Consider the following 18,663-nt stretch of genomic DNA (forward strand, 5'->3'; position numbering starts at 1 on the left):
CCTGACTGATACGGGTGGAGTGCATGAAAGAAGTGGTCGTTACCGGCGGGCTTGGGTTCATAGGATCACATGTCGTAGACGCGTATCTCACCGCCGGATATCGAGTTAGGATCATCGACTCGGCCGTCGGAGCGGTGATCGATGGCGCGGACTATGACGATGATCATCGGTGCACGGTGATTCGCCAGCCGATCGAGCAGTATCTGGCTGTGCATGGAGACTTCACAGGTGCGGACCGGGTCATCCACGCTGCTGCTCACGTGGGGCCGGCAGGAATTCTGCCCCATGCCGGACGTCTCGGATTTGACATCGTCAACAGCACTGCTGCCGTCATCGAGGCGTGTTTAGTGGCGGACGTCCCGTTGTGCGTGTTCAGCTCCGCCGAAGTCTACGGTCGCAGCGGCCTGCTCGCCGAAGGCGATGACATTCGAATTCCGACGAATTACAACGCGCGCATCGAATACGCCGCCAGCAAGACCCTGACCGAGGCTATGGCTCTGAACAGCCGACAGCGCGGACTCTGCGTCGTTATCATCCGTCCCTTTAACATTGCCGGCACGCGACAGTCCCGGGCGGGTGGCTTCGTGATGCCGACGTTCGTGCAACAAGCGCTGTCTGGCCGGCCGATCACGGTATTCGGTACCGGGCAGCAACGACGTGCATTCACGGCTGTCTCGGACCTGACGAACTTCCTCACCAAGCATCTGGACGCAGCGCTCGCTGGGCCTACCGAGATCATCAACATCGGTAACCCGGCGAATGAGACATCGATCGTCACGCTCGCCGAGCGGGTGAAAAGCCAACTGTCCAGCGACTCTCCCATTCTTCACGTCGACGGTCGAGAGGTGCACGGGCCTGAGTACGCCGAGGCTGCCTCCTTCCAGAAGATACCCGTGCTCAAGGCCGCTCATGATCTTGGCTGGTATCCGGAAGTAGAACTGGACGAGCTCATTCAGCGCGTCGGACGTTACTACCGCGATTGCAATGACGTGCGAGGTCGCAGTGCGCCACTATAATAAGGTCTTAATCGTCTCTCCGCACGCCGACGACGAAGTGCTCGGTTGCGGAGGGCTGGTGTCCCGTCTCAGCTCGACGGGCAGCGACGTGCACGTCCTCTACTGCGCTATCGACGGAATGAAGCACTACGGCCTCGCGGTGCCGACGACGTACGAGCAGCGACTGGCCGAGGTCGAAGAGGTCAGCAAGCTACTCTCCTTCACCTACTCGATCGCCTATGGCGACAGAGGCCTCACAGAGCGGCTGGACACACTGCCTAAACGAGATCTTGTCGACCTGATCCAGGACCACATCGATAAACGGGAGCCCGAGCTGCTACTCCTGCCCAGCGGCGACGACTACGACCAAGACCATGCGGCTGTCTTCGCGGCGGGTTTCGCGGCGGCGAGGCCTATCGGCAGAGAGTTCGGCAAATGGCTCGTCTCCGATGTGATGAGTTATGAAATGGCCAAGATCCAGTGGGCGGTCAAGCCGCTCGGCCGCTGCGCCGCCTTCGCCGACATTGGTGATCACTTGCTTATGAAGCTACAGGCCCTAAAGGCCTATGCGACGCAGTACCGGCCGAGTCCGCACATTCGCAGCGAAGAGTCCGTGCGAGCGCTGGCGACCTTGCGTGGCGCCGAGATGGGTGTCAGGCATGCGGAGGCCTTCGAGGTGCACAGGACTGCCATTTAGCAGATACGATTGTGGCCACAGGAATACGGGAGGCGATGAAATAGGGGGCCCAGAACTACATTCATAGATCATGGGATGAGCTTGTTGAGGAATCTTATTTCAAGGTCTTCTTTGACTGCGACCGTTGGAAGCCTAAACACTCGAATCCTCCCAGCTCGGAGGCAACTCACCTCACTTCACAGCCGTCACTCCGGATTCCCCCAGTAGATTTAGGCTAAGTTGCGAGACGGCTGTCAGGCCCAGCGAAACCGATCTGGAAGATGGCCTCGAATAGGTTACTTTGTTCACCACCACCGGCCCACACTGAAGCGCAATTCCCTATCGCCCGAGGGGCACGAGAGACACTGTTATTATCGATATAAGCGCAATCGAACCCTACAACCAGCCATTCTAGAGTGTTGATCAAGCAGGCGATTCGCTAGCCCGAACGCCAATGACCGTTTGAAGAACTCGGCAAAATATTCTCATGATTCTTAACTCTGAAGGTTTACCAGCAGGAGTACGCCGGGAACGTATCGCAGGCCTTGTCGCCGATCGCGGTTTTGTCCACGTTGGACATCTGGCCGACGAGTTCGGCGTCTCGCGCGTCACCGTGCGAACTGATCTGGATGCCCTGGCCAGTCAGGGCAGACTTCGGCGGGTACGCGGTGGTGCATTAGACAGTAGACAGCCCGACGGCGTACCCTCTGACCGTACGAGCGATCCTATGGAATCCCCACTTCAGGACTCCAAAGATGACTTTCTAACGGAAAAGATCCTCATTGGCCATGCCGCTGCTCAGCTTGTCTCATCGGGCGAGAGCATCATCCTGGACGGTGGAACCACAACCATGGCCGTGGCTCACAGTCTAGTCAAGCGCGCCGATTTGCATGATGTAGTGATATTCACCAACTCCTTACCGATCGCACTGGGGCTCGAATGCGCCATCCCCCGTTTTACTATATTCGTCACGGGGGGCTCACTCAGACCGCTGCAACACTCCCTGGTTAATCCTCTGGCCACGAAAATTCTCACTGAGATCCATGTCGACACAGCTTTTCTAGCTTGCAGTGGCGTGCATTCCAAGGATGGTTTCACTGATCGAAATCTGCCAGAGGTCGAAATCAAGCAGATGATGATTCGTTCTGCCTCGCGCCGGGTGTTTGTCGCAGCGGGCTCCAAGTTGGGCCATAAAGATCTGGCAACGATCTGTCAGCTTACCGAGGCTGATTTGTTGCTGACCGGGGGATCTGCAGACAACCGAATTGTAGAAGAGTGCCGGAGAGCTGGGCTGGACCTACAAATCTGCGGATAGAACGGCATGTGGATCTCATGGGCTTCTTTCCAGGGTCAGAAATGGAACTGGGATCCGAGCGTAGCCGCGTGAAGAATGCAGTTCTCAAAGAACGGCCACGCATTTTCGGAACAGACGACATCGATGAAGCGGTACAGAGGTTGAAAGACTGAGGTGTCACCGCGCGGTTGCCTGCTCGCGGCGGGGTTCGGGAGTATGCCGGTGGGATGCGTTATCCGGATGGTGGTGGTCTGACCCCGGCGGCGCGAGCCAAGCGTGAACAGGTCCGCTTGGAGGCTGCCGGGTTGTTCGCCGCGGGCATGTCGCCGCCTGCGGTGGCCAAGAAGCTGCGGGTCTCCCGCAAGTCGGCCTACGTCTGGCACAAGGCCTGGCGTACGGCAGGAACCGGGGCACTGGAGTCGAAAGGGCCGGGCGGGCAGCGCTGCCGGCTCAGCAATGCACAGGTGCAGCGGTTAGAGGCCGCGTTGGACGCCGGTCCGGCCACCTGGGGATGGACCGAGGATCAGCGCTGGACCCTGGCGCGCATCACGGTGCTGGTCGGCAGGTTGTTCCACCTGTCCTACACCCCGCGCGGCATCTCCTATCTGCTACATCGGCTGGGCTGTGTCAACGACGGTCGAATCCTGGCTCTGGCACGATTTTCGTGATTCTTCCGGCGGGCGGCTCAGGCTAGCGTGGATCATGGCGCGTGATCGTCTCTGAGCTGCTCGGGATCTGCTTTCCCCATCTGGCCGGTGTCCACATCGACCGCCTGTTCCGCGCGGGCGCCACGGTGCGGATCGAAGCGAGAACGGGCAGTTCCCAGGCCCGATGCCCGGCGTGCGGGATCGTTTCGCGGCAGGTGCACAGCCGCTATGAACGGCGCTTGTGCGACCAGGCGCTGGCCGGTCAGGAGGTGGTGATTCACCTGCGGGTGGCCCGGTACTTCTGCCGCGACGCCGGGTGCGCCAAGGCGACCTTCGCTGAGCAGGTGCCCGGCCTCACCCGGCGTCATGGCCGTGACAGCACCGCTCTGCGTGAGGCGTTGACCGCGATCGCGCTGGCACTGGGCGGTCGGGCCGGGGCTCGTCTCGCCGCCCGTCTGGCAGTGGCGGTCGGCCGGATGACTCTCCTGCGGATCATCCGCGCTCTGCCCGACCCCGTCTTATCCGCGGGGCCGCGGATCCTGGGCGTGGACGACTTCGCGCTGCGCCGCGGCCACCGCTACGGGACCCTGCTGATCGATATCGGTACCGGCCGCCCGATCGACATGCTGGCCGAACGCTCGGCCGATGCGCTGGCCACCTGGCTGACCGGCCATCCCGGCGTGCACATCATCTGCCGCGACCGTGCCGGCTGCTACGCCGAGGGCGCCGCCCGTGGCGCCCCGCAAGCGATCCAGGTCGCCGACCGCTGGCACATGTGGAGGAACCTGGGCGAAGCCGTCGAACGCGCGATGGCCAAGCACCGCGCCGTCCTACGCACCCTGCCCACAGAGTCCGCGTCGCCTCCTGACGCGCCCACCCAGGACGAACCGGCCTCCGAAGCCGTCCCCGCGCCGGAGCCGCAGCTTCGCAGCGGGCGCATGGCCGAACGCACCCGGCAACGGCACGCGGCAGTCCATGACCTCCTCGCCCAGGGGCGTGACCTGCGTGCCATCGCCACGCACCTGGGTCTGGGCCGCAACACCGTACGCCGCTTCGCCCGCGCCGACAGCCCTGAAGAACTCCTGGTCAACGACGGCACCGGCCGCCGCCCCCGGCTCCTGGACGCCTTCGAGCCCTACCTGCGCCAGCGCTGGAACGCCGGATACACCAACGCCGAACAGCTCTACCAGGAACTACGCGCCCAGGGCTACCAAGGCCGGCCCACTACCTTGCGCCAATACCTGCGCCCCTGGCGCGCCACCGCCATCCGCCCACCCGCGCCCGCACGACCGCCGAGCGTTCGGCAAGCCGCCGGATGGCTGCTCCGCGACCCGGCCACCCTGCATCAGGACGAACGCCGGCATCTGAACCACCTCACCACCGCCTGCCCGCCCCTGGCCGCGCTGCGCGAGCACGTCAGCGCCTTCGCACACATGATGCTGCACCGCCACGGCGAACGACTGGAGCAATGGATGGCCGCAGCGAGGGCCGATGACCTGCCCGACCTGCACTCCTTCATCGCCGGCCTACACCGCGACCTGGACGCCGCACGCGCCGGGCTGACCCTGCCGTACAGCTCAGGCCCGGTGGAAGGGCATGTGAACCGCGTCAAGATGATCAAACGGCAGATGTACGGGCGAGCGAATCCGGACCTTCTCCGCAAACGCGTCCTACTCGCCGACTGAACCGGACCACTTCACGAAAATCGTGCCAGAGCCCGAATCCTGACCCCCTGGCGACGCTCGGGTTCTAGGGCGAATTCGAGTGATCATCGCAACGGTGACGGACAGTCATAGTGCCAGACCTTCGTGGAAGATGTCAGCAGGGGTGCGCCAGCCGAGCGTCTTCCTGGGACGGTTGTTGAGGCGTTCCTCGATGGCGCGTAGATCTGCTTCGGTGTGAGCGGACAGGTCGGTGCGCTTGGGAAAGTACTGGCGGAGCAGCCCGTTGGTGTTCTCGTTGGTGCCGCGCTGCCACGGGCTGCCCGGATGGGCGAAGAAGACGCCCTCGCTGAGGTACGGGGCGATCTGGTCGTGGCAAGACATCTCCGCACCCTGATCCCAGGTCAGCGTCAGCCGCGCGGCCGTCGGCAGGCCGTCGAGGACAGCGATCAGGCCATCACGAACGGCTTGCGCGTCGTGACGAGCCGGCAGCGCAACCAGGCGCAGGTAGCGGCTTTTGCGGTCGACGAGGGTGGCGATCGCAGACTGGTTCAGCCGACCCGTGATCAGATCTCCCTCCCAGTCCCCGACTCGATGGCGGAGCTCGACGACGGCGGGCCGGTGGTCGATGAGTAGTGCGGGAGCGACGAACCGCGGCTGACGCCGGTCGGGTCGGCGGCGGCGCTTGCGCAACGGTCGGCCGGTGCGTAGCCGGCGGGTGAGGTTGCGGCTCAGACCGCCCTTGCCGCCGTGATAGAGCGCTTGGTAGATCGTCTCGTGGCAGACGTGCCAGCCCGGTCGGTCCGGCCACGCTCTGCGCAAGTACGCGGCGATCTGTTCTGGGCTCCAGTCCAGCTCCAGCTTGGCCTGCACCTCCGCGCGGAGCTGCCCGTCTTCCAGCAGCCGTCACTGACGCGGCCGCCTCGCCCGTTGCCGCGCTCGCGCATGAGCGAGATCACCATCGTAGGCGCCTCGATCATGTGGGAGCGTATTGCGCCGCAGCTCGCGGCTGATGGTCGACGGGGAACGCCCCAGGCGGCCGGCGATCGCGCGCACTCCCAGGCCCTGCGCCCGCAAGGTCGCGATCCGCTGCCGCTCCAGCAGCGATAAGAACCGGCTGGATCGGGCGCTCTCGGCCACCCGCACCGGCGGTAGCCCGCCGTTCTCCGCCCGCCACCGGTAGCCGGTCTTGCGCCCGATTCCGAGAACCCGGCACGCCCCAACCGTTCCCACGCCGGACAGCACCAGCCGCCAGTACTCCGACTCCACATCCAGCCTGCGCTTGGGCCCTCGCCTCGCCATCAACACGCCCTCCATGATCAGGTGTGTTGCGACAAGCACTAGAACCCGAGCGTCGCCTGGGGATCAGTATTCACGCGCCGTCGACAGGCTGGAGCCCGCAGGTCCCCCGGCGCCGCGCCGCCGAGCGCGACGACGAGGCGATCGCCACCTGGGTGAAGGACACCTGGCCGCTGGCGGAACAACGGCGCGGGACCAGGACGCGTGGATCTGCTTCGCCGACGAAGCAGGACAATCGCTGAGGCCTCCCAAGGCCCGCACCTGGTCCCGCCGTGGACACACCCGGCCGTCACCGTCTCGGGCAAGGGCTCCGGCCGAATCAATCTGGCCGGACTGATCTGCCTCAAGCCGGGGCAGCGGACCCGGCTGATCTACCGCATGAGGATCTACCGGCGCCGCAAGAACGAACGCAAAGGCTTCAGCGAAACCGACTACGCCCGTCTGCTGGACGCCGCTCACCAGCAACTCGGCGAGCCGATCGTGCTGATCTGGGACAACGTCAACATTCACGTCGACGCCCGGATGCGCGCCCTGATCGACACGCGCCCGTGGCTGACGGTGTTCCCCCTGCCCACCTACGCCCCTGATCTCAACCCCGTGGAGATGGTGTGGTCGCACCTCAAACGCGGCCTGGGCAATCTGGCCCCCTGCACGCTCGACGACCTCGCCGTAGTCATCCGCAGCCGACTCAAGCAGATGCAATACCGCGCCAGCCTCCTGGACGCCTTCCTGGCACACACCGGCCTGATCACGAACCCGCGGTCGACATGAAACCCCGAACTTTCAACCTCTGTACACAGGTTGAATTCAGCCTGTGTAGCACTTCGCGAGGGGGAACCCAGATCAAACGGCTATTTACCGCCGTTATCGCCCACCGGCCATTCCTAGAACATACCGCCTACTGGTCCGCCTGGAGCCGCTGCCATCAAGCCCGCGCCCGCGGGTTCCACGGCGGCACCCGCCTGGCCACCGCGTACGTCCTCCTCAGCAAGTGAATGGCGTCGGCCGTATTAGGCGCAAGCGCTGGCTCCGGATCAACGGTTACGGCCTGGTTCGGTTCGTACCGGCGCATCAACCGCTCTGAGCATGAGCGTACACGGCGCGCGTTCGCTGGGCCATGACCTCAGCGGTGTACTCCGTCCAGTATCGTTCCTGTGCATTCCGAGCTCGGGACGCTGCCGCAGATGGGTCGTCGATAGTGTCCATTATTCTGGCGGAAAGTTCCCTGTATGACCCTGCCGCGAATGTGAGCCCAAAGCTGGCATCCGGGAGGATTTCAGGAATTCCGCCGACTGACGATGCGATTACCGGAATTCCCGCATGCATAGCCTCCAACAAAACTAACGGAGCGGACTCTTCCCGAGAAGCGATAATGATCGCATCAGCTCCCATCTGCGCGTTCACGGCGCCAAGTTTTTCCCCTCGAAATCGCACCAAGTCTTCGACTCCAAGTTGCTCAGCAAGGATGCGTAGCGTGCACTCCTCCCAACCTTGGCCAAAGACGTTCAGAGTGGGGGTCCGTTCGACGCCTCTGATGTCGTAGATTAATCTGAGGGCCAGAATGACAATGTCAATACCTTTCACCGGGATGAGGCTGCCAACTAGGGCTATGGTTTGACGCGAACCATTCTTGACCTCAGCATCTGCGAGAGGCGTGGTGGGTCGGACCCCATTCGGAACACACGTAATGTGTGAGCTAGTCCCAAGGCGTAAGCGTAGCCTCTCAGCACTCGCCTCAGAGACGGCAATAACGGGAAATTGAAGTCCTTGCACACTGGCCGCAAGCAGAAATGGGGAGCAATCCAATGAATGATGGGTATAGACCACAGGAACGCCCTCCAAGAGGGCGGGCGGTACTACTATCGTCCCCGCCCATCTCGAATGCACATGCACCACTTCGGGGTCAAAATCTCTTATCCGCTTCATCGCGATCTTACGGGCCGCTGCCAGCGTCCCGGAACTGAGCGTGCTATCAGGTGAGACTTGCGGATCGACCACGACATCCACTCCACGCGAGCGGAGGCTTCCTGCTGGGAACTCCCCCGTCATACACAGGACACCGACGCGGTCACCTATCATTCGCTGGGCCGATGCCAACTCCTCGACGTGGCGCTCCGAGCCGCTCACTCCACCGTTGTTTAAGATATGGAGAACGCGCATCGTGTCATCTTCCTTCTCTTGGGAGACATTCATATCTGAACGATGATCGCAGGTGTCTGGCCAAGGTGCTCATGATGCAGATATTACCCTGAGGAGATCAATCGAGGAGGGCATACCTACCTATGCATGTAGGAACTCTTTTGAGAAGAAGTCGCCGGCAACCTTGGGAAGGCCCTGGACGTTTTCAATCTCTTCGAGAGCAAGCCGCATATCGCGACTCCATTCCTTAATAACCGTCATTCTTTGTGACGGCCCACTGTCGATTCTTCGGAAACGACATCTAGGATTTCCGTATATATACTTTGCGATGGAAGATCGGCCAGCACGCTCTCCAATTCAGATTGGGCGTTCTCGCGATGCATGGGTTCGGCATTGGCGTCCAGTCTGAGCCGCGCCTGAACCGCGATATAATTGAGAAGCACTGCCGCGCTCATGGCAAAGGCATGCTCTCCCCTCAACACGGCGCGGCCACCGGCCTGTCGATAGGCAGCAAGGGTTTGCAATACCCCGGCACGGTTCACAACACCGTCTCGCACATGCCAGTCGTACAGTACCGATGCCAACTCTCGCTCCGGGTTTCCCGGGCCGGCATCATCCCAGTCGAGCAGCATGAGACCCGCACCGTCGACGAGCACATTCGACGGTTGGACGTCCAAGTGACACATGATCCGCTCATGCTCCGGTATCGGCTTCACCCATTTCGCCAGATCGAGGATTTCCTCAAGACTTTCACGAAAGAGCGGCGCCCAATCCTCATCAGCTGCGGTCGCCGCGCGCGCGATCTCTTCCCATTCGCTCTTCTCCGGGACAACCTCATACCAGGGATGGGATTTTCCGTAGACGGGGGATGCAAGCCCGTGCAATCGCCCCATCAATTCTCCGAGTTGTGCAGCCGTCGCCGGATCGTTGGTGTCTACATGCTCACCCTCAAGCCATGTATAAAGCCGAACCATCCTACCGCCTAGGCTTTCGGGAAGGGTCTGCAGATAATTACCATCCACGGCTCGGATATTTATCGGTGATCTGACTCCCACTGATGCCGCCAAATCACGGAACGCCGCTTCTTTCCGGGCCGCTCCTTCGTTCATCTCCCAGTAGAACTCCTTTATGGCATATAGGTGTCCATCTATAGCCAACCTATGCACCATTCCCATCGCACCTCTACCGATGGGCGTGATCTCCATCTTCGATCCACATTTCAGCCCATATGCCATTCTTATGTAAGACATAAACTCATTTTTCTGCTGATTAGATTCAGTCATGAGTAACCGCCCGAGAGCCTGGGAGCTAAGCCTGGAGGACCCTATTTAACCACTGACGGAGGAATTTGGCGACCTCGATCTACGATACGCGTGGTCCGCACAGCGTCGCCATGGGGCAGCCGAATGTCGCTCGACTCGTAGTCTCTCGCATTCACTGGGGTGGCGGGCAATAGGGCTGTTTAGAAGAGCTTTGAAAGCTGAGGTTATGGTGGCTTGTCGCTCAGTCCGATCTTGGTGATGAAGCCGCTGATCAGATGGGGTCGGTACTGCCTCTTCTTGAGCCGGGTCTTGATCAGTCGGGCGAGTTCGTTCAGCATCTTCTTCGTCAGGTGAGCCCAGACGCCCTCGACCGGGTTCAGCTCGGGAGCGTAGGCGGGTAGGATGACCGTCAGCCAGGCACGATGCTCGACCAGCCCGCGCATCCGTGCGCTGACGTGGGTGTTCAGGTTGTCCCACACGAGCACGATCGGGCCGCCCAGCTGCTGGTGGGCGGCATCGAGTAGCGCGATGTGGTAGGCCTCGGAGAACGACTTGCGCTCGCCCTTGCGGCCGCGCCGTAACCGGATCCGGTAGATCAGCCGCGGCATGTGGCCGGGCTTGGTGGCGATCAAGCCGGCGATCATCACCGTCCCCGACCCGCTACCGGACACCCTCACGACCGGCGTCACCCCCGCGCCGCCCCCAACTGCGGTCCTTGGGCGGTCTCAGCCCTTGACCGGCCTCATCTTCCAAGCAGAGCCAGGCTCAAACCCGATCCCAACAATGCCGAAGGCCTCGACTCCTGGATCACCGTGGGCCGCGAGGCGGACCTGCCCCACCTCCACAGCTTCTGCACCGGCCTCGATCAGGACCGCGCCGCCGTCAACGCCGGACTCACCCTCCTGCATCAAAACGGCGGCACCGAGGGCGTCAACAAGACAAAAAAGATGTCGAGTAGCCGGAGGCATTGCAGCCTCCGGCTCTCACAGAACCGTACGTAACGATCTCTCGTTATACGGCTCTTGTTGCCCTGGTCACCAGACGACGGGGACGGTTGGTACCCAGACCCAGTGGGCGAAGAACCGAGGCCGTCTGGTGACGGTTTTGGTCCAGGCGTCCTGTGCCTTCTTTCGTCCTCGCAGTCGTTTGTACTTCTTGCGGAGCCAGCGCATCAGGTAGGCGTTGATGCGCCCCAGGAGGGGATACAGCGCTGATCGGTAGAAGGCGCCGTAGTAGTTCATCCAACCTCGCACGATCGGATTGATCCGCCGGGCGAGGTCCGCTTCGGAGACCTCGGTGTGTCGGTGCAGTCGCCAAGACCGCACCTGCGCACTGATCTTCTTCAAGGCGTCGTTGCTGATCGCTGGGTTGAAGCCGGTGAACATCTTCCCTGTCTTCAACCGCACCTGTCGGGCCCGGAACGTGAACCCCAGGAACGTGAACGCGGTGTGCTCGTAGGAGCCGTGCCGGTTGCTGTCCTTGCAGTACACGACCCTGGTCTTGTCCGGGTGCAGTTCCAACCCCACCTCGCGCATCCGGATCTGGAGGGCCGCGAGCACGTGGAGTGCCTGGGCCTCGCTGACGCAATGCACCACCGCGTCGTCCACATAGCGCTCGAAGGCGACACCGGGAAACTCCCGAGTCATCCAAGTGTCGAACGCATAGTGCAGAAACAGATTCGCGAGCACGGGCGAGACCGCGGAGCCCTGTGGGGTTCCCCGGCCCCGGACCTGCGACGAGCCGTCGGGCAGGGCCAGCGGCGCTTTCAGCCACCGCTTGACATATAGCACCACCCACGGCAGATCGGTGTTCGCCTCGACCGCCTTGACGACCAGGTCCCACGGCACGCTGTCGAAGAACTTCCGGATGTCCAGATCGACTACCCAGTCCGTCTTCCAGCACCGCTGCCGGCAGGTCGTCACCGCGTTGAGCGCAGAGCGCTTGGGGCGGTAACCATAGGAGTCCGGGTGGAAGATCGGTTCGACCTTCGCCTCCAACTCCATGGCCACCACCGTCTGCGCGATCCGATCAGCGACGGTCGGAACACCCAGAATTCTGGTGCCGCTTCCGTGCGCCTTCTCGATCTCCACCGCGCGCACCGGCGGAGGGAAGTACGACCCCGACGACATCCGATTCCAGATCTTGAACAGGTTGTTCTTCAGATCCGATTCGAATTCCGCGATCGTCTGCCCATCCACTCCCGGCGCGCCCTTGTTTGCCCTGACCTTCTCCCACGCCTCCCAGACTGCCCGCTTCGAAACCTCGAACGGCTTGCCTGGTGCTTTCAGCTCATTCACGCGACTCCTCCCGGAGCACTTCCGGTTGATCGAATAAACCAGCCACGGTCAACCCGGCCCCTTCGCTCCGTCTCCATTACAGAGACCTCACCGCTACTACGAACCGGTCCGCCAGCGTCGCCCGGCGACGGTACTCAATCCCTTGCGGGGGCACCGCTTGGGATACTCCCTCTCCCCTGCTCACGCGAGCAGGGCGTATCCGGGCACGCCTTCTCCTGTTCCACACGGAAGCCGCAGATTAGGCTCACGTCGTCTACATGCCGGACACCGTCTGGCCAGTAAACGGAACACCCGCCAGACCCATCCCGGGATCCGTTTGACACCCCGGTTTTGATGTCATCTGCATCTGTCTCGACACGTCAGCAACGATTCACTTGCGTTCGTCTTCCTGATCCCCACCTGACACCTCGGGGGCGCCTTTTCCTCATCGCTCACCACGACGGTCTTCAGCCAAGGCAGCATGAGGCGGTTTGAAGCCTCCCTCCGCAGGGCGGCTCCGAAGGGCCAAATCCTTCATCATCCGTGCAGCACCGCATCAAGAACTCGACCTACATCGACTCCCCTTCACGTTCAGGACACACCAAACGACAGATGTACGAACGGGCTGGCTTCCGGCTACGCCACCGGATCCTGCTCGGGTGACATCACGATCAGTCGCCACCGTTTCTGCGACAGAGCCCGCGACCCGGTGGAAATGCCCATCCACCGGGACGGGCGATCCGCGCGTCGCGCGGCATCGCCCCGTTGCCCGGCAACCGCCCACCACTTCACCCAGCAATCCGAGAGCCCCGTTGTCCGGCGACCCGAGCCCCTCGTCGCGGCAGACTCCGGATCCGGGGCCGGGGTCGCCACAGCGCGGCAAAATGATGGGACGCGGTTGACATGGGCTCGGGGGTGGCAAAAGATCTCATTCGTGATCGGCTCCCGCGAAAGGTTCCAGGTGCTCGTCAGCGTGTTCCCGCGACTGCGGGGTCGGTCCTTCCCCAGCGCGCTGCCCTCCACGAGGCCGTTCTGGTCGCCGGCACGCGGTCACCAGGCACTCCTCGAACGGATGGGATGAATGATCACCTACCGCGCCGCCGTACCCGCCGACGAGCCGGAGATTCACGCCATCTGGTCGGCAGCCTTCGCGACCCCGCGCCTCGTCCCGCTCTACGAGACCGATGACGACCGGCTGGGCCGCACCTTCGTGGCGGTAGGGGCGGAGGGGGTGGAGTCGGTCGTCTACTGGATGCCGCGCCGCCTGCGTTCCGCCGGCGGCGGGTCCGGCCTGGTGGGCTGCGTCGCCAACGTGGCCACGTCGCCAGCCGCGCGAGGCCGCGGCCACATCAGGAGGCTGCTGGCCATGGCCGTCGAGTCGATGACGGCCTCGGGCTGCGCGTGGTCGCTGCTGTTCACCGGCACCCCCGGCGTCTACGAAAGCTCGGGGTGGAAGGTCTTTCAGCGGTCCCACGTCCGCGGCCGGCTCTCGCGGCCGGGCGGCCCCTCCCCGTCTGTACGGCGCGCGACGCTCGACGAGTGGCCCCTGCTTGCCGAGCTCTATGACCGCCACAACGCGAGCCGCCCGTTGAGCACAGCCCGCTCCGCCGGCGACTGGCGGCGGCGGGTCCCGCTCTTCTACGACAACGCCGTAGACCTGCTCCTCGACGAAGGCTCGGGCTATGTCGCGACGCGCTGGCACGAAGAGTCCGTGGAGTTACTCGAGGCGGCCGGCCACCTGCCGCCGCTGCTGTCGGCGGTCGCGGCGGAGGCCGCCAGGCGCGGCATCACCGATGCCTCGGCCCGCCTCACTCCGGACGATCCCGCGCTGCCGTACCTGCTGGAAGAGGTGCGCCCGGTCCTCGACGCGGCGGGCATGGCCCGCCCGCTGGCGGTCGACCCCTCCGTCACAGTCAACGCGCCGAACGCGGTCTACTGGCGCGCCGACGACTTCTGAGCGTCACAGGGGCAGCGAGCTGCCTCGCTTAAGGGCCTTTCATGGCGTTCTGCGAGGTGGGCTTGTCGAGGCCGGGCAGGCGGCCGAGCTTCTCCAGGCACAGGCGGCTGTAGGCGTGTGGGTGCCGAAAATGGTGTCACCCTAAGAGCCTGCTGACAAAGGCTTAAGTGGTGGCGGGCATGGGCCCGTAGAGGGCTGGTCCGATCTTGTTGATGTAGCCCTGGTGGGACCATTGAGACAGCTGGACGCGGAAGCTGTTGACGTTCTCGATGCCGAGGATGGCGGCCAGTTCGCTTCCTCTCCAGGCGTGCCAGGGCTGGGCGGCCAGAAGTTGCAGGACCTTGCCGCGCCGGTCGGGGCTGGACAAGACCGGCAGCGGTGGCGGGTCGCTCCAGCGGCCAGGGGGCGGCAGGCCGGCCAGTTCGCGCGTCAGGCGGCGGGTCATCTGGTGCACGGTGGCCCACCAGATCATGGCTTCATGATGTTCGGGCTTGCGTTCGTAGATGCGCACCAGGCGGCGGTAGCGGACCAGCCAGGCGAATGTCCGCTCCACCACCCATCTGCGGGGTAACACCACGAAGCCGCGCAGGTCGTCGCTGCGCTTGACGATCGTGACGGCCAGACCGAGGACCTGCCTGGCCCAGATGACCAGCCGTCCGGCGTAGCCGCCGTCGGCCCAGATCAGGCCGATGGTGGAGAACTTCTCGCGCAGCAGCGCCAGGACCGGATGCGCGCCGTCGCGGTCTTGCACCGACGCGGCGGTGACCATCACGCACAACAGCAGCCCGAGGGTGTCCACCACGATGTGCCGCTTCTGCCCCTTGAGCTTCTTGCCCGCGTCGTACCCGCAGGTCGCCGCGCCGACGGTCTCAGCCGCCCGGACCGTCTGGGAGTCGATGCACCCGGCTGTCGGCAGCTCCGACCGTCCAGCCAGGACGCGCAGCCGGCCGCGCAACCTCCCGGCCAGCCGTTCGGGCAGACCACGCCGCGACCAGCGCAAGAAGAACGCATACACCGCCTCATGCGGCGGGAAGTCGACCGGCAGGGCCCGCCACTCGATCCCGTACCGGGTCACGTAGCCGATCGCGTCCAGCACCGCGCGCAGGTCATGCACCATCGGCCGGCCCGCGACCAGCTCGGCCATCACCGCCCGTGCCTCGCCTTCCAGCACCAACCACTCGGCATCGGCCAGATCCGATGGGTATGCCGGTTTCCGGCCACGACATGCGCATCCCGGTGAGGCACAACCGCTGGCGTTCACGGCCGCAGGCGTGTAGACAGACAACCACGGGCTCCTGGCCGCTGAGCTGCTTAGACACCATCTCAGCTACTGGGAGCCCGCTCCTGTTCGTCGGTCAACAGCCCAATCATGACCACACCCCGGCACTCTCCTGACCCGAGCCCCGACACCAAATCCCTTTGTCAGCAGGCTCTAAGCGACCTGCGCGTACTCATGGATCAGACCACAGAGGCGATCTCTGCGACGAGCCGAGTGGGGGCCTGTCGGCGGGGGCAGATCAGGCCGTCCGTTCGGGGGTCTCTGGTTCAGAGTCCGATGGGGTCGGCGCGGGACTACGCGTCGGGGAGCTGCTCGACTTGGAGATCGGCACCATCATCGACTACGGCCCCACCGGGACCTGGCTGAAAGTCCCACTCGGCAAGCTCGCCACCGAACGCATGGTCCCCCTGGACGCCGACACCCTCGTCGCGCTGGATGAATGGGCCGCGCTGCGCGGAGTTCACCGAACGTTGCCGCGTCCACGCACCGGTTCCTGTTCACCCTGCACGGCCGCAGACTCGGCGCGACCCGGTTGTGCAACGGGCTGCTCGCTGCTGCCGAACTGGCCGGGCTCCGCTCGCCCGACGGCTGCGTGCTCGTCGTCACCCCGCATCAGCTTCACCGCACCTGGGCCACCGGCGGGATGAGTCTGCAGGCGCTGATGGCGCTGCTCGGCATGTCACCCCGCAGATGCCGATCCGCTACGCCACCCTAGCCTCCCCGACGCTGCGCACCGCCTACGACGAGGCGATGGGCAAGATGCGCCGCCAGTTCACCCTCACCCCCGCCGGCAAGCCGATCGTCCCCGACAAGGTGACCTGGCTCAACAGCGAGATGATCAAGACTCGCGTCGCTCACGGCTACTGCTCCCGGCACGAGGCAGCGGGCGCCTGCCCCTACGCCAACATCTGCAAGACCTGCGACAACTTCGTCACCGACGCCTCCGCACCCAGCTCACCGAAGTTCAAGCCCTTCAGGCGGACGCCGAAGATCGCGGCTGGAACGGTGAAGCGGCCCGACATGCTCGCGTTGCCGACGCCCTCGCCGACCACCTGCCCCGCTTCGAACACTGACCAGCGATTTCCTCAACTGCCTCGCCCCCGAGAGCAAGGGCCGGTTAATGGAACGGCTCAACCGCGAGGTCAAACGCCGCGCCGACGTCGTGCAGGCCTTCTCCAACACCGCCGCTCTGGAGCGCCTGGCCGACGGCGGCCTGGCCAAGCTGCACGACGAACGGCAGGTCACCGACCGCCGCTACCTCTCGGAGACCTCCATGGCCGAACTCCGCGCAGGCACCGCCACACCACTCGCCGATCTCACCACGCAACCAGAACCACAGCCGTCGATCGGTGATTACACCACTCCACGGACGCCATCCTCCAAGAACCTGGCCACAGCGCGGGCTCGGACAACAGACCAAGCCAAGCTTTGGCCACGGCTGGCGCCTAGCCTCGCGTTTTCGCCGAGGGGACACCCCGTGTTGATCGTTTAAACGCGAAAAGTGCCCTGAACTGGAAGGATTGGACTTGCTGAGGGTCCTGTCCGCACCAGTTCGAGAGGCACTTTTCAGGTGCAGCTTATCGGTCATCGTTCCAAGATCGTCACGTCTACGGACGGCAAGGGATTAATCAGCCAGGCCGGCGATCTGCTGCTGATGGAAACGCTGAGAGCGACTGGCCTGAGCAAGGGACTGTCGCAGGCGCTCCAGCCATGGCGCGCACCCCGGGCGGCACATGATCCCGGCAAGATCGTGGCAGATCTGGCCATGACACTCGCACTGGGCGGGGACTGCCTGGCCGACATCGCAGTGCTGCGATCCTCGCGGGAGCTATACGGCCCGGTGGCCTCCGATCCCACGGTGTCACGGCTGGTCACCACCCTGGCCGCCGCAGGAGGCAAGGCGTTGCGGGCCATCCGCGCCGCCCGCGCCCAGGCGCGGGCCACGGCATGGTCCCTGGCGGGTGAACGCGCTCCGGGGGCGGACGGCACGCTGATCCCGGTGGACCTGGACGCAACCATCGTGATCGCGCATTCCGACAAAGAACAAGCAGCACCGACCTGGAAACATACCTACGGCTTTCACCCGATGACCGCGTTCATCGACCACGGCCAGGACGGGACGGGGGAGGCCGCCGCCCTGCTCCTACGCCGTGGCAACGCCGGATCGAACACCGCCGACGATCACATCACCGCCGGCCGACTCGCCCTCAATCAGATACCGGCCCACCTGCATAAACAAGTCCTGATACGGGCCGATTCGGCAGGCGGCACCCGCGCATTCCTCGCCTGGGTGAGCGCACGTCGCCTGAAATACTCCATCGGGTTCAACCTCACCGACGACATCTGCGCCGCGATCCCGCACCTGCCCAAGGATGTGCGGGAGGTCGCCTACGACGCCGAACGCCAGCCCCGCGACGGCGCCTGGGTCGCCGAACTCACCGGCCTGCTCGACCTGTCGTCCTGGCCCAAGGGCATGAGAGTCATCGTCCGCAAGGAACGCCCCCACCCCGGCGCGCAGCTGCGCTTCACCGACATCGACGGACACCGCTACACCTGCTTCGTCACCGGCACTCGGCCCGGTGGCAGCCGCGGCCAGCTCGCCGACCTGGAACTACGTCACCGCCGCCGAGCCCGCCGCGAGGACCGTATCCGCTGCGCGAAAGACACCGGGCTACGGAACATGCCGCTGCACGGATTCGCTCAAAACCAGATCTGGTGCGAGTTGGTCGCCCTGGCCTCGGAGCTGACCGCCTGGATGCAGATGCTCGCCCTCGATGGCCACCCAGCCCGCCGCTGGGAACCCAAACGCCTGCGCCTGCGCCTCTTCTCGACCGTCGGACGCATGGTCAAAGGCGGACGACGGCTCCGCCTCCGCCTCGCACACCACTGGCCATGGGCCGATCTGATCGCCACCGCGATCCCCCGCCTGCAGATGCTGCCGGCACCCTGACCAGCCCCCATCGCCCAGCCGATTCAGAAGGAAACCGCCCGGGCCCGTGGAACCCCGCCCACCCAGCGCGACAGCTGGGCACCAACGCTGACCAAGACCCGAAAACCAGGCCGGTTGACCCCGCTACGCGACCCAACCGACTTCACGAAAGATCGAGGCTGGAGCATATGCCTTCGGCGCACGCTCGTCGCTCCTGGTTGGTTACCTGCAGGAACCGCGACGTCAGTT

Annotated in this window: 18 protein-coding genes and 1 pseudogene; 11 read left to right on the plus strand and 8 right to left on the minus strand. The window is 64.0% G+C overall.

What is annotated here, in order from left to right; all coding sequences use genetic code 11:
- Positions 1 to 23: 23 nt before the first annotated feature.
- The 5 genes from ACIBQX_RS19330 to ACIBQX_RS19350 all read left to right on the plus strand — a co-directional run bounded on the left by ACIBQX_RS19330 (position 24) and on the right by ACIBQX_RS19350 (position 5,297).
- A complete protein-coding gene (locus ACIBQX_RS19330) occupies positions 24 to 1,016 on the plus strand; it encodes an NAD-dependent epimerase/dehydratase family protein (RefSeq protein WP_397006211.1) in 993 nt (330 codons plus the stop codon).
- Positions 985 to 1,692 carry a PIG-L deacetylase family protein gene (locus ACIBQX_RS19335; RefSeq protein WP_397006213.1) on the plus strand — a complete coding sequence of 236 codons (708 nt, stop codon included), beginning with the start codon at positions 985 to 987 and terminating at the stop codon, positions 1,690 to 1,692. Before ACIBQX_RS19330 ends, ACIBQX_RS19335 begins: the two co-directional genes overlap by 32 nt.
- Before the next feature lie 466 nt (positions 1,693 to 2,158).
- On the plus strand, positions 2,159 to 2,986 hold the full coding sequence (locus ACIBQX_RS19340) for a DeoR/GlpR family DNA-binding transcription regulator (RefSeq protein ID WP_397006215.1): 828 nt from the start codon (positions 2,159 to 2,161) through the stop codon (positions 2,984 to 2,986).
- A 206-nt stretch (positions 2,987 to 3,192) separates the two neighbouring features.
- The gene (locus ACIBQX_RS19345; RefSeq protein WP_397006217.1) at positions 3,193 to 3,633 is read left to right on the plus strand and encodes a transposase; all 441 of its coding nucleotides are present in this window, start codon (positions 3,193 to 3,195) and stop codon (positions 3,631 to 3,633) included.
- Between the two features lie 41 nt (positions 3,634 to 3,674).
- Entirely contained in the window at positions 3,675 to 5,297 is a 1,623-nt protein-coding gene (locus ACIBQX_RS19350; RefSeq protein WP_397006219.1) for an ISL3 family transposase, read from the plus strand.
- Positions 5,298 to 5,402: 105 nt separating this feature from the next.
- On the opposite strand, the gene ACIBQX_RS19355 is transcribed toward ACIBQX_RS19350, so the two are convergent.
- A complete protein-coding gene (locus tag ACIBQX_RS19355) occupies positions 5,403 to 6,176 on the minus strand; it encodes an IS30 family transposase (protein WP_397006806.1) in 774 nt (257 codons plus the stop codon).
- Positions 6,177 to 6,179: 3 nt separating this feature from the next.
- The gene (locus ACIBQX_RS19360) at positions 6,180 to 6,575 is read right to left on the minus strand and encodes a helix-turn-helix domain-containing protein (RefSeq protein WP_397006221.1); all 396 of its coding nucleotides are present in this window, start codon (positions 6,573 to 6,575) and stop codon (positions 6,180 to 6,182) included.
- A gap of 23 nt (positions 6,576 to 6,598) precedes the next feature.
- Between ACIBQX_RS19360 and ACIBQX_RS19365 the strand changes: the two genes are divergently transcribed.
- Together ACIBQX_RS19365 and ACIBQX_RS19370 are read left to right on the plus strand one after the other, a co-directional pair.
- Positions 6,599 to 6,814 (plus strand): winged helix-turn-helix domain-containing protein, encoded by a 216-nt coding sequence (locus tag ACIBQX_RS19365; RefSeq protein ID WP_397006223.1) that lies wholly within the window; start codon positions 6,599 to 6,601, stop codon positions 6,812 to 6,814.
- Complete coding sequence (locus ACIBQX_RS19370) at positions 6,777 to 7,343, plus strand: transposase (RefSeq protein WP_397006225.1); 567 nt, start codon at positions 6,777 to 6,779, stop codon at positions 7,341 to 7,343. The genes ACIBQX_RS19365 and ACIBQX_RS19370 overlap by 38 nt, the downstream gene beginning before the upstream one ends.
- A 300-nt stretch (positions 7,344 to 7,643) precedes the next feature.
- Here ACIBQX_RS19370 and ACIBQX_RS19375 read toward each other — a convergent pair whose 3' ends face one another.
- From ACIBQX_RS19375 to ltrA, 4 genes are all read right to left on the minus strand, one after another.
- Positions 7,644 to 8,765, minus strand: coding sequence for a glycosyltransferase family 4 protein (locus ACIBQX_RS19375; protein ID WP_397006227.1), 1,122 nt, complete (start codon positions 8,763 to 8,765; stop codon positions 7,644 to 7,646).
- A 203-nt stretch (positions 8,766 to 8,968) separates the two neighbouring features.
- On the minus strand, positions 8,969 to 9,916 hold the full coding sequence (locus ACIBQX_RS19380; protein ID WP_397006229.1) for a phosphotransferase enzyme family protein: 948 nt from the start codon (positions 9,914 to 9,916) through the stop codon (positions 8,969 to 8,971).
- Positions 9,917 to 10,197: 281 nt separating this feature from the next.
- Positions 10,198 to 10,605, minus strand: a complete 408-nt coding sequence (locus tag ACIBQX_RS19385) for a transposase (RefSeq protein WP_397006231.1) — start codon at positions 10,603 to 10,605, stop codon at positions 10,198 to 10,200.
- Positions 10,606 to 11,007: 402 nt separating this feature from the next.
- A complete protein-coding gene (ltrA, locus tag ACIBQX_RS19390) occupies positions 11,008 to 12,270 on the minus strand; it encodes a group II intron reverse transcriptase/maturase (RefSeq protein ID WP_397006233.1) in 1,263 nt (420 codons plus the stop codon).
- 1,060 nt (positions 12,271 to 13,330) lie between these two features.
- Between ltrA and ACIBQX_RS19395 the strand changes: the two genes are divergently transcribed.
- The gene (locus ACIBQX_RS19395; RefSeq protein ID WP_397006235.1) at positions 13,331 to 14,206 is read left to right on the plus strand and encodes a GNAT family N-acetyltransferase; all 876 of its coding nucleotides are present in this window, start codon (positions 13,331 to 13,333) and stop codon (positions 14,204 to 14,206) included.
- A gap of 163 nt (positions 14,207 to 14,369) precedes the next feature.
- On the opposite strand, the gene ACIBQX_RS19400 is transcribed toward ACIBQX_RS19395, so the two are convergent.
- Complete coding sequence (locus ACIBQX_RS19400; RefSeq protein ID WP_397006808.1) at positions 14,370 to 15,467, minus strand: IS5 family transposase; 1,098 nt, start codon at positions 15,465 to 15,467, stop codon at positions 14,370 to 14,372.
- Between the two features lie 457 nt (positions 15,468 to 15,924).
- Between ACIBQX_RS19400 and ACIBQX_RS19405 the strand changes: the two genes are divergently transcribed.
- A complete protein-coding gene (locus ACIBQX_RS19405) occupies positions 15,925 to 16,200 on the plus strand; it encodes a hypothetical protein (RefSeq protein WP_397006237.1) in 276 nt (91 codons plus the stop codon).
- A gap of 181 nt (positions 16,201 to 16,381) precedes the next feature.
- Here the strand turns inward: ACIBQX_RS19405 and ACIBQX_RS19410 are convergent, their stop codons facing one another.
- Positions 16,382 to 16,555 (minus strand): hypothetical protein, encoded by a 174-nt coding sequence (locus ACIBQX_RS19410; RefSeq protein WP_397006239.1) that lies wholly within the window; start codon positions 16,553 to 16,555, stop codon positions 16,382 to 16,384.
- A gap of 50 nt (positions 16,556 to 16,605) precedes the next feature.
- Here ACIBQX_RS19410 and ACIBQX_RS19415 point away from each other — a divergent pair.
- Both ACIBQX_RS19415 and ACIBQX_RS19420 read left to right on the plus strand, forming a co-directional pair.
- Positions 16,606 to 16,770: pseudogene (locus ACIBQX_RS19415) on the plus strand (transposase); the annotation flags it as partial.
- 285 nt (positions 16,771 to 17,055) lie between these two features.
- On the plus strand, positions 17,056 to 18,435 hold the full coding sequence (locus ACIBQX_RS19420; protein ID WP_397006241.1) for an IS1380 family transposase: 1,380 nt from the start codon (positions 17,056 to 17,058) through the stop codon (positions 18,433 to 18,435).
- The last annotated feature ends 228 nt before the right edge of the window (positions 18,436 to 18,663 follow it).

The sequence above is a fragment of the Nonomuraea sp. NPDC049714 genome, assembly GCF_044465295.1.
GTDB lineage: Bacteria > Actinomycetota > Actinomycetes > Streptosporangiales > Streptosporangiaceae > Nonomuraea.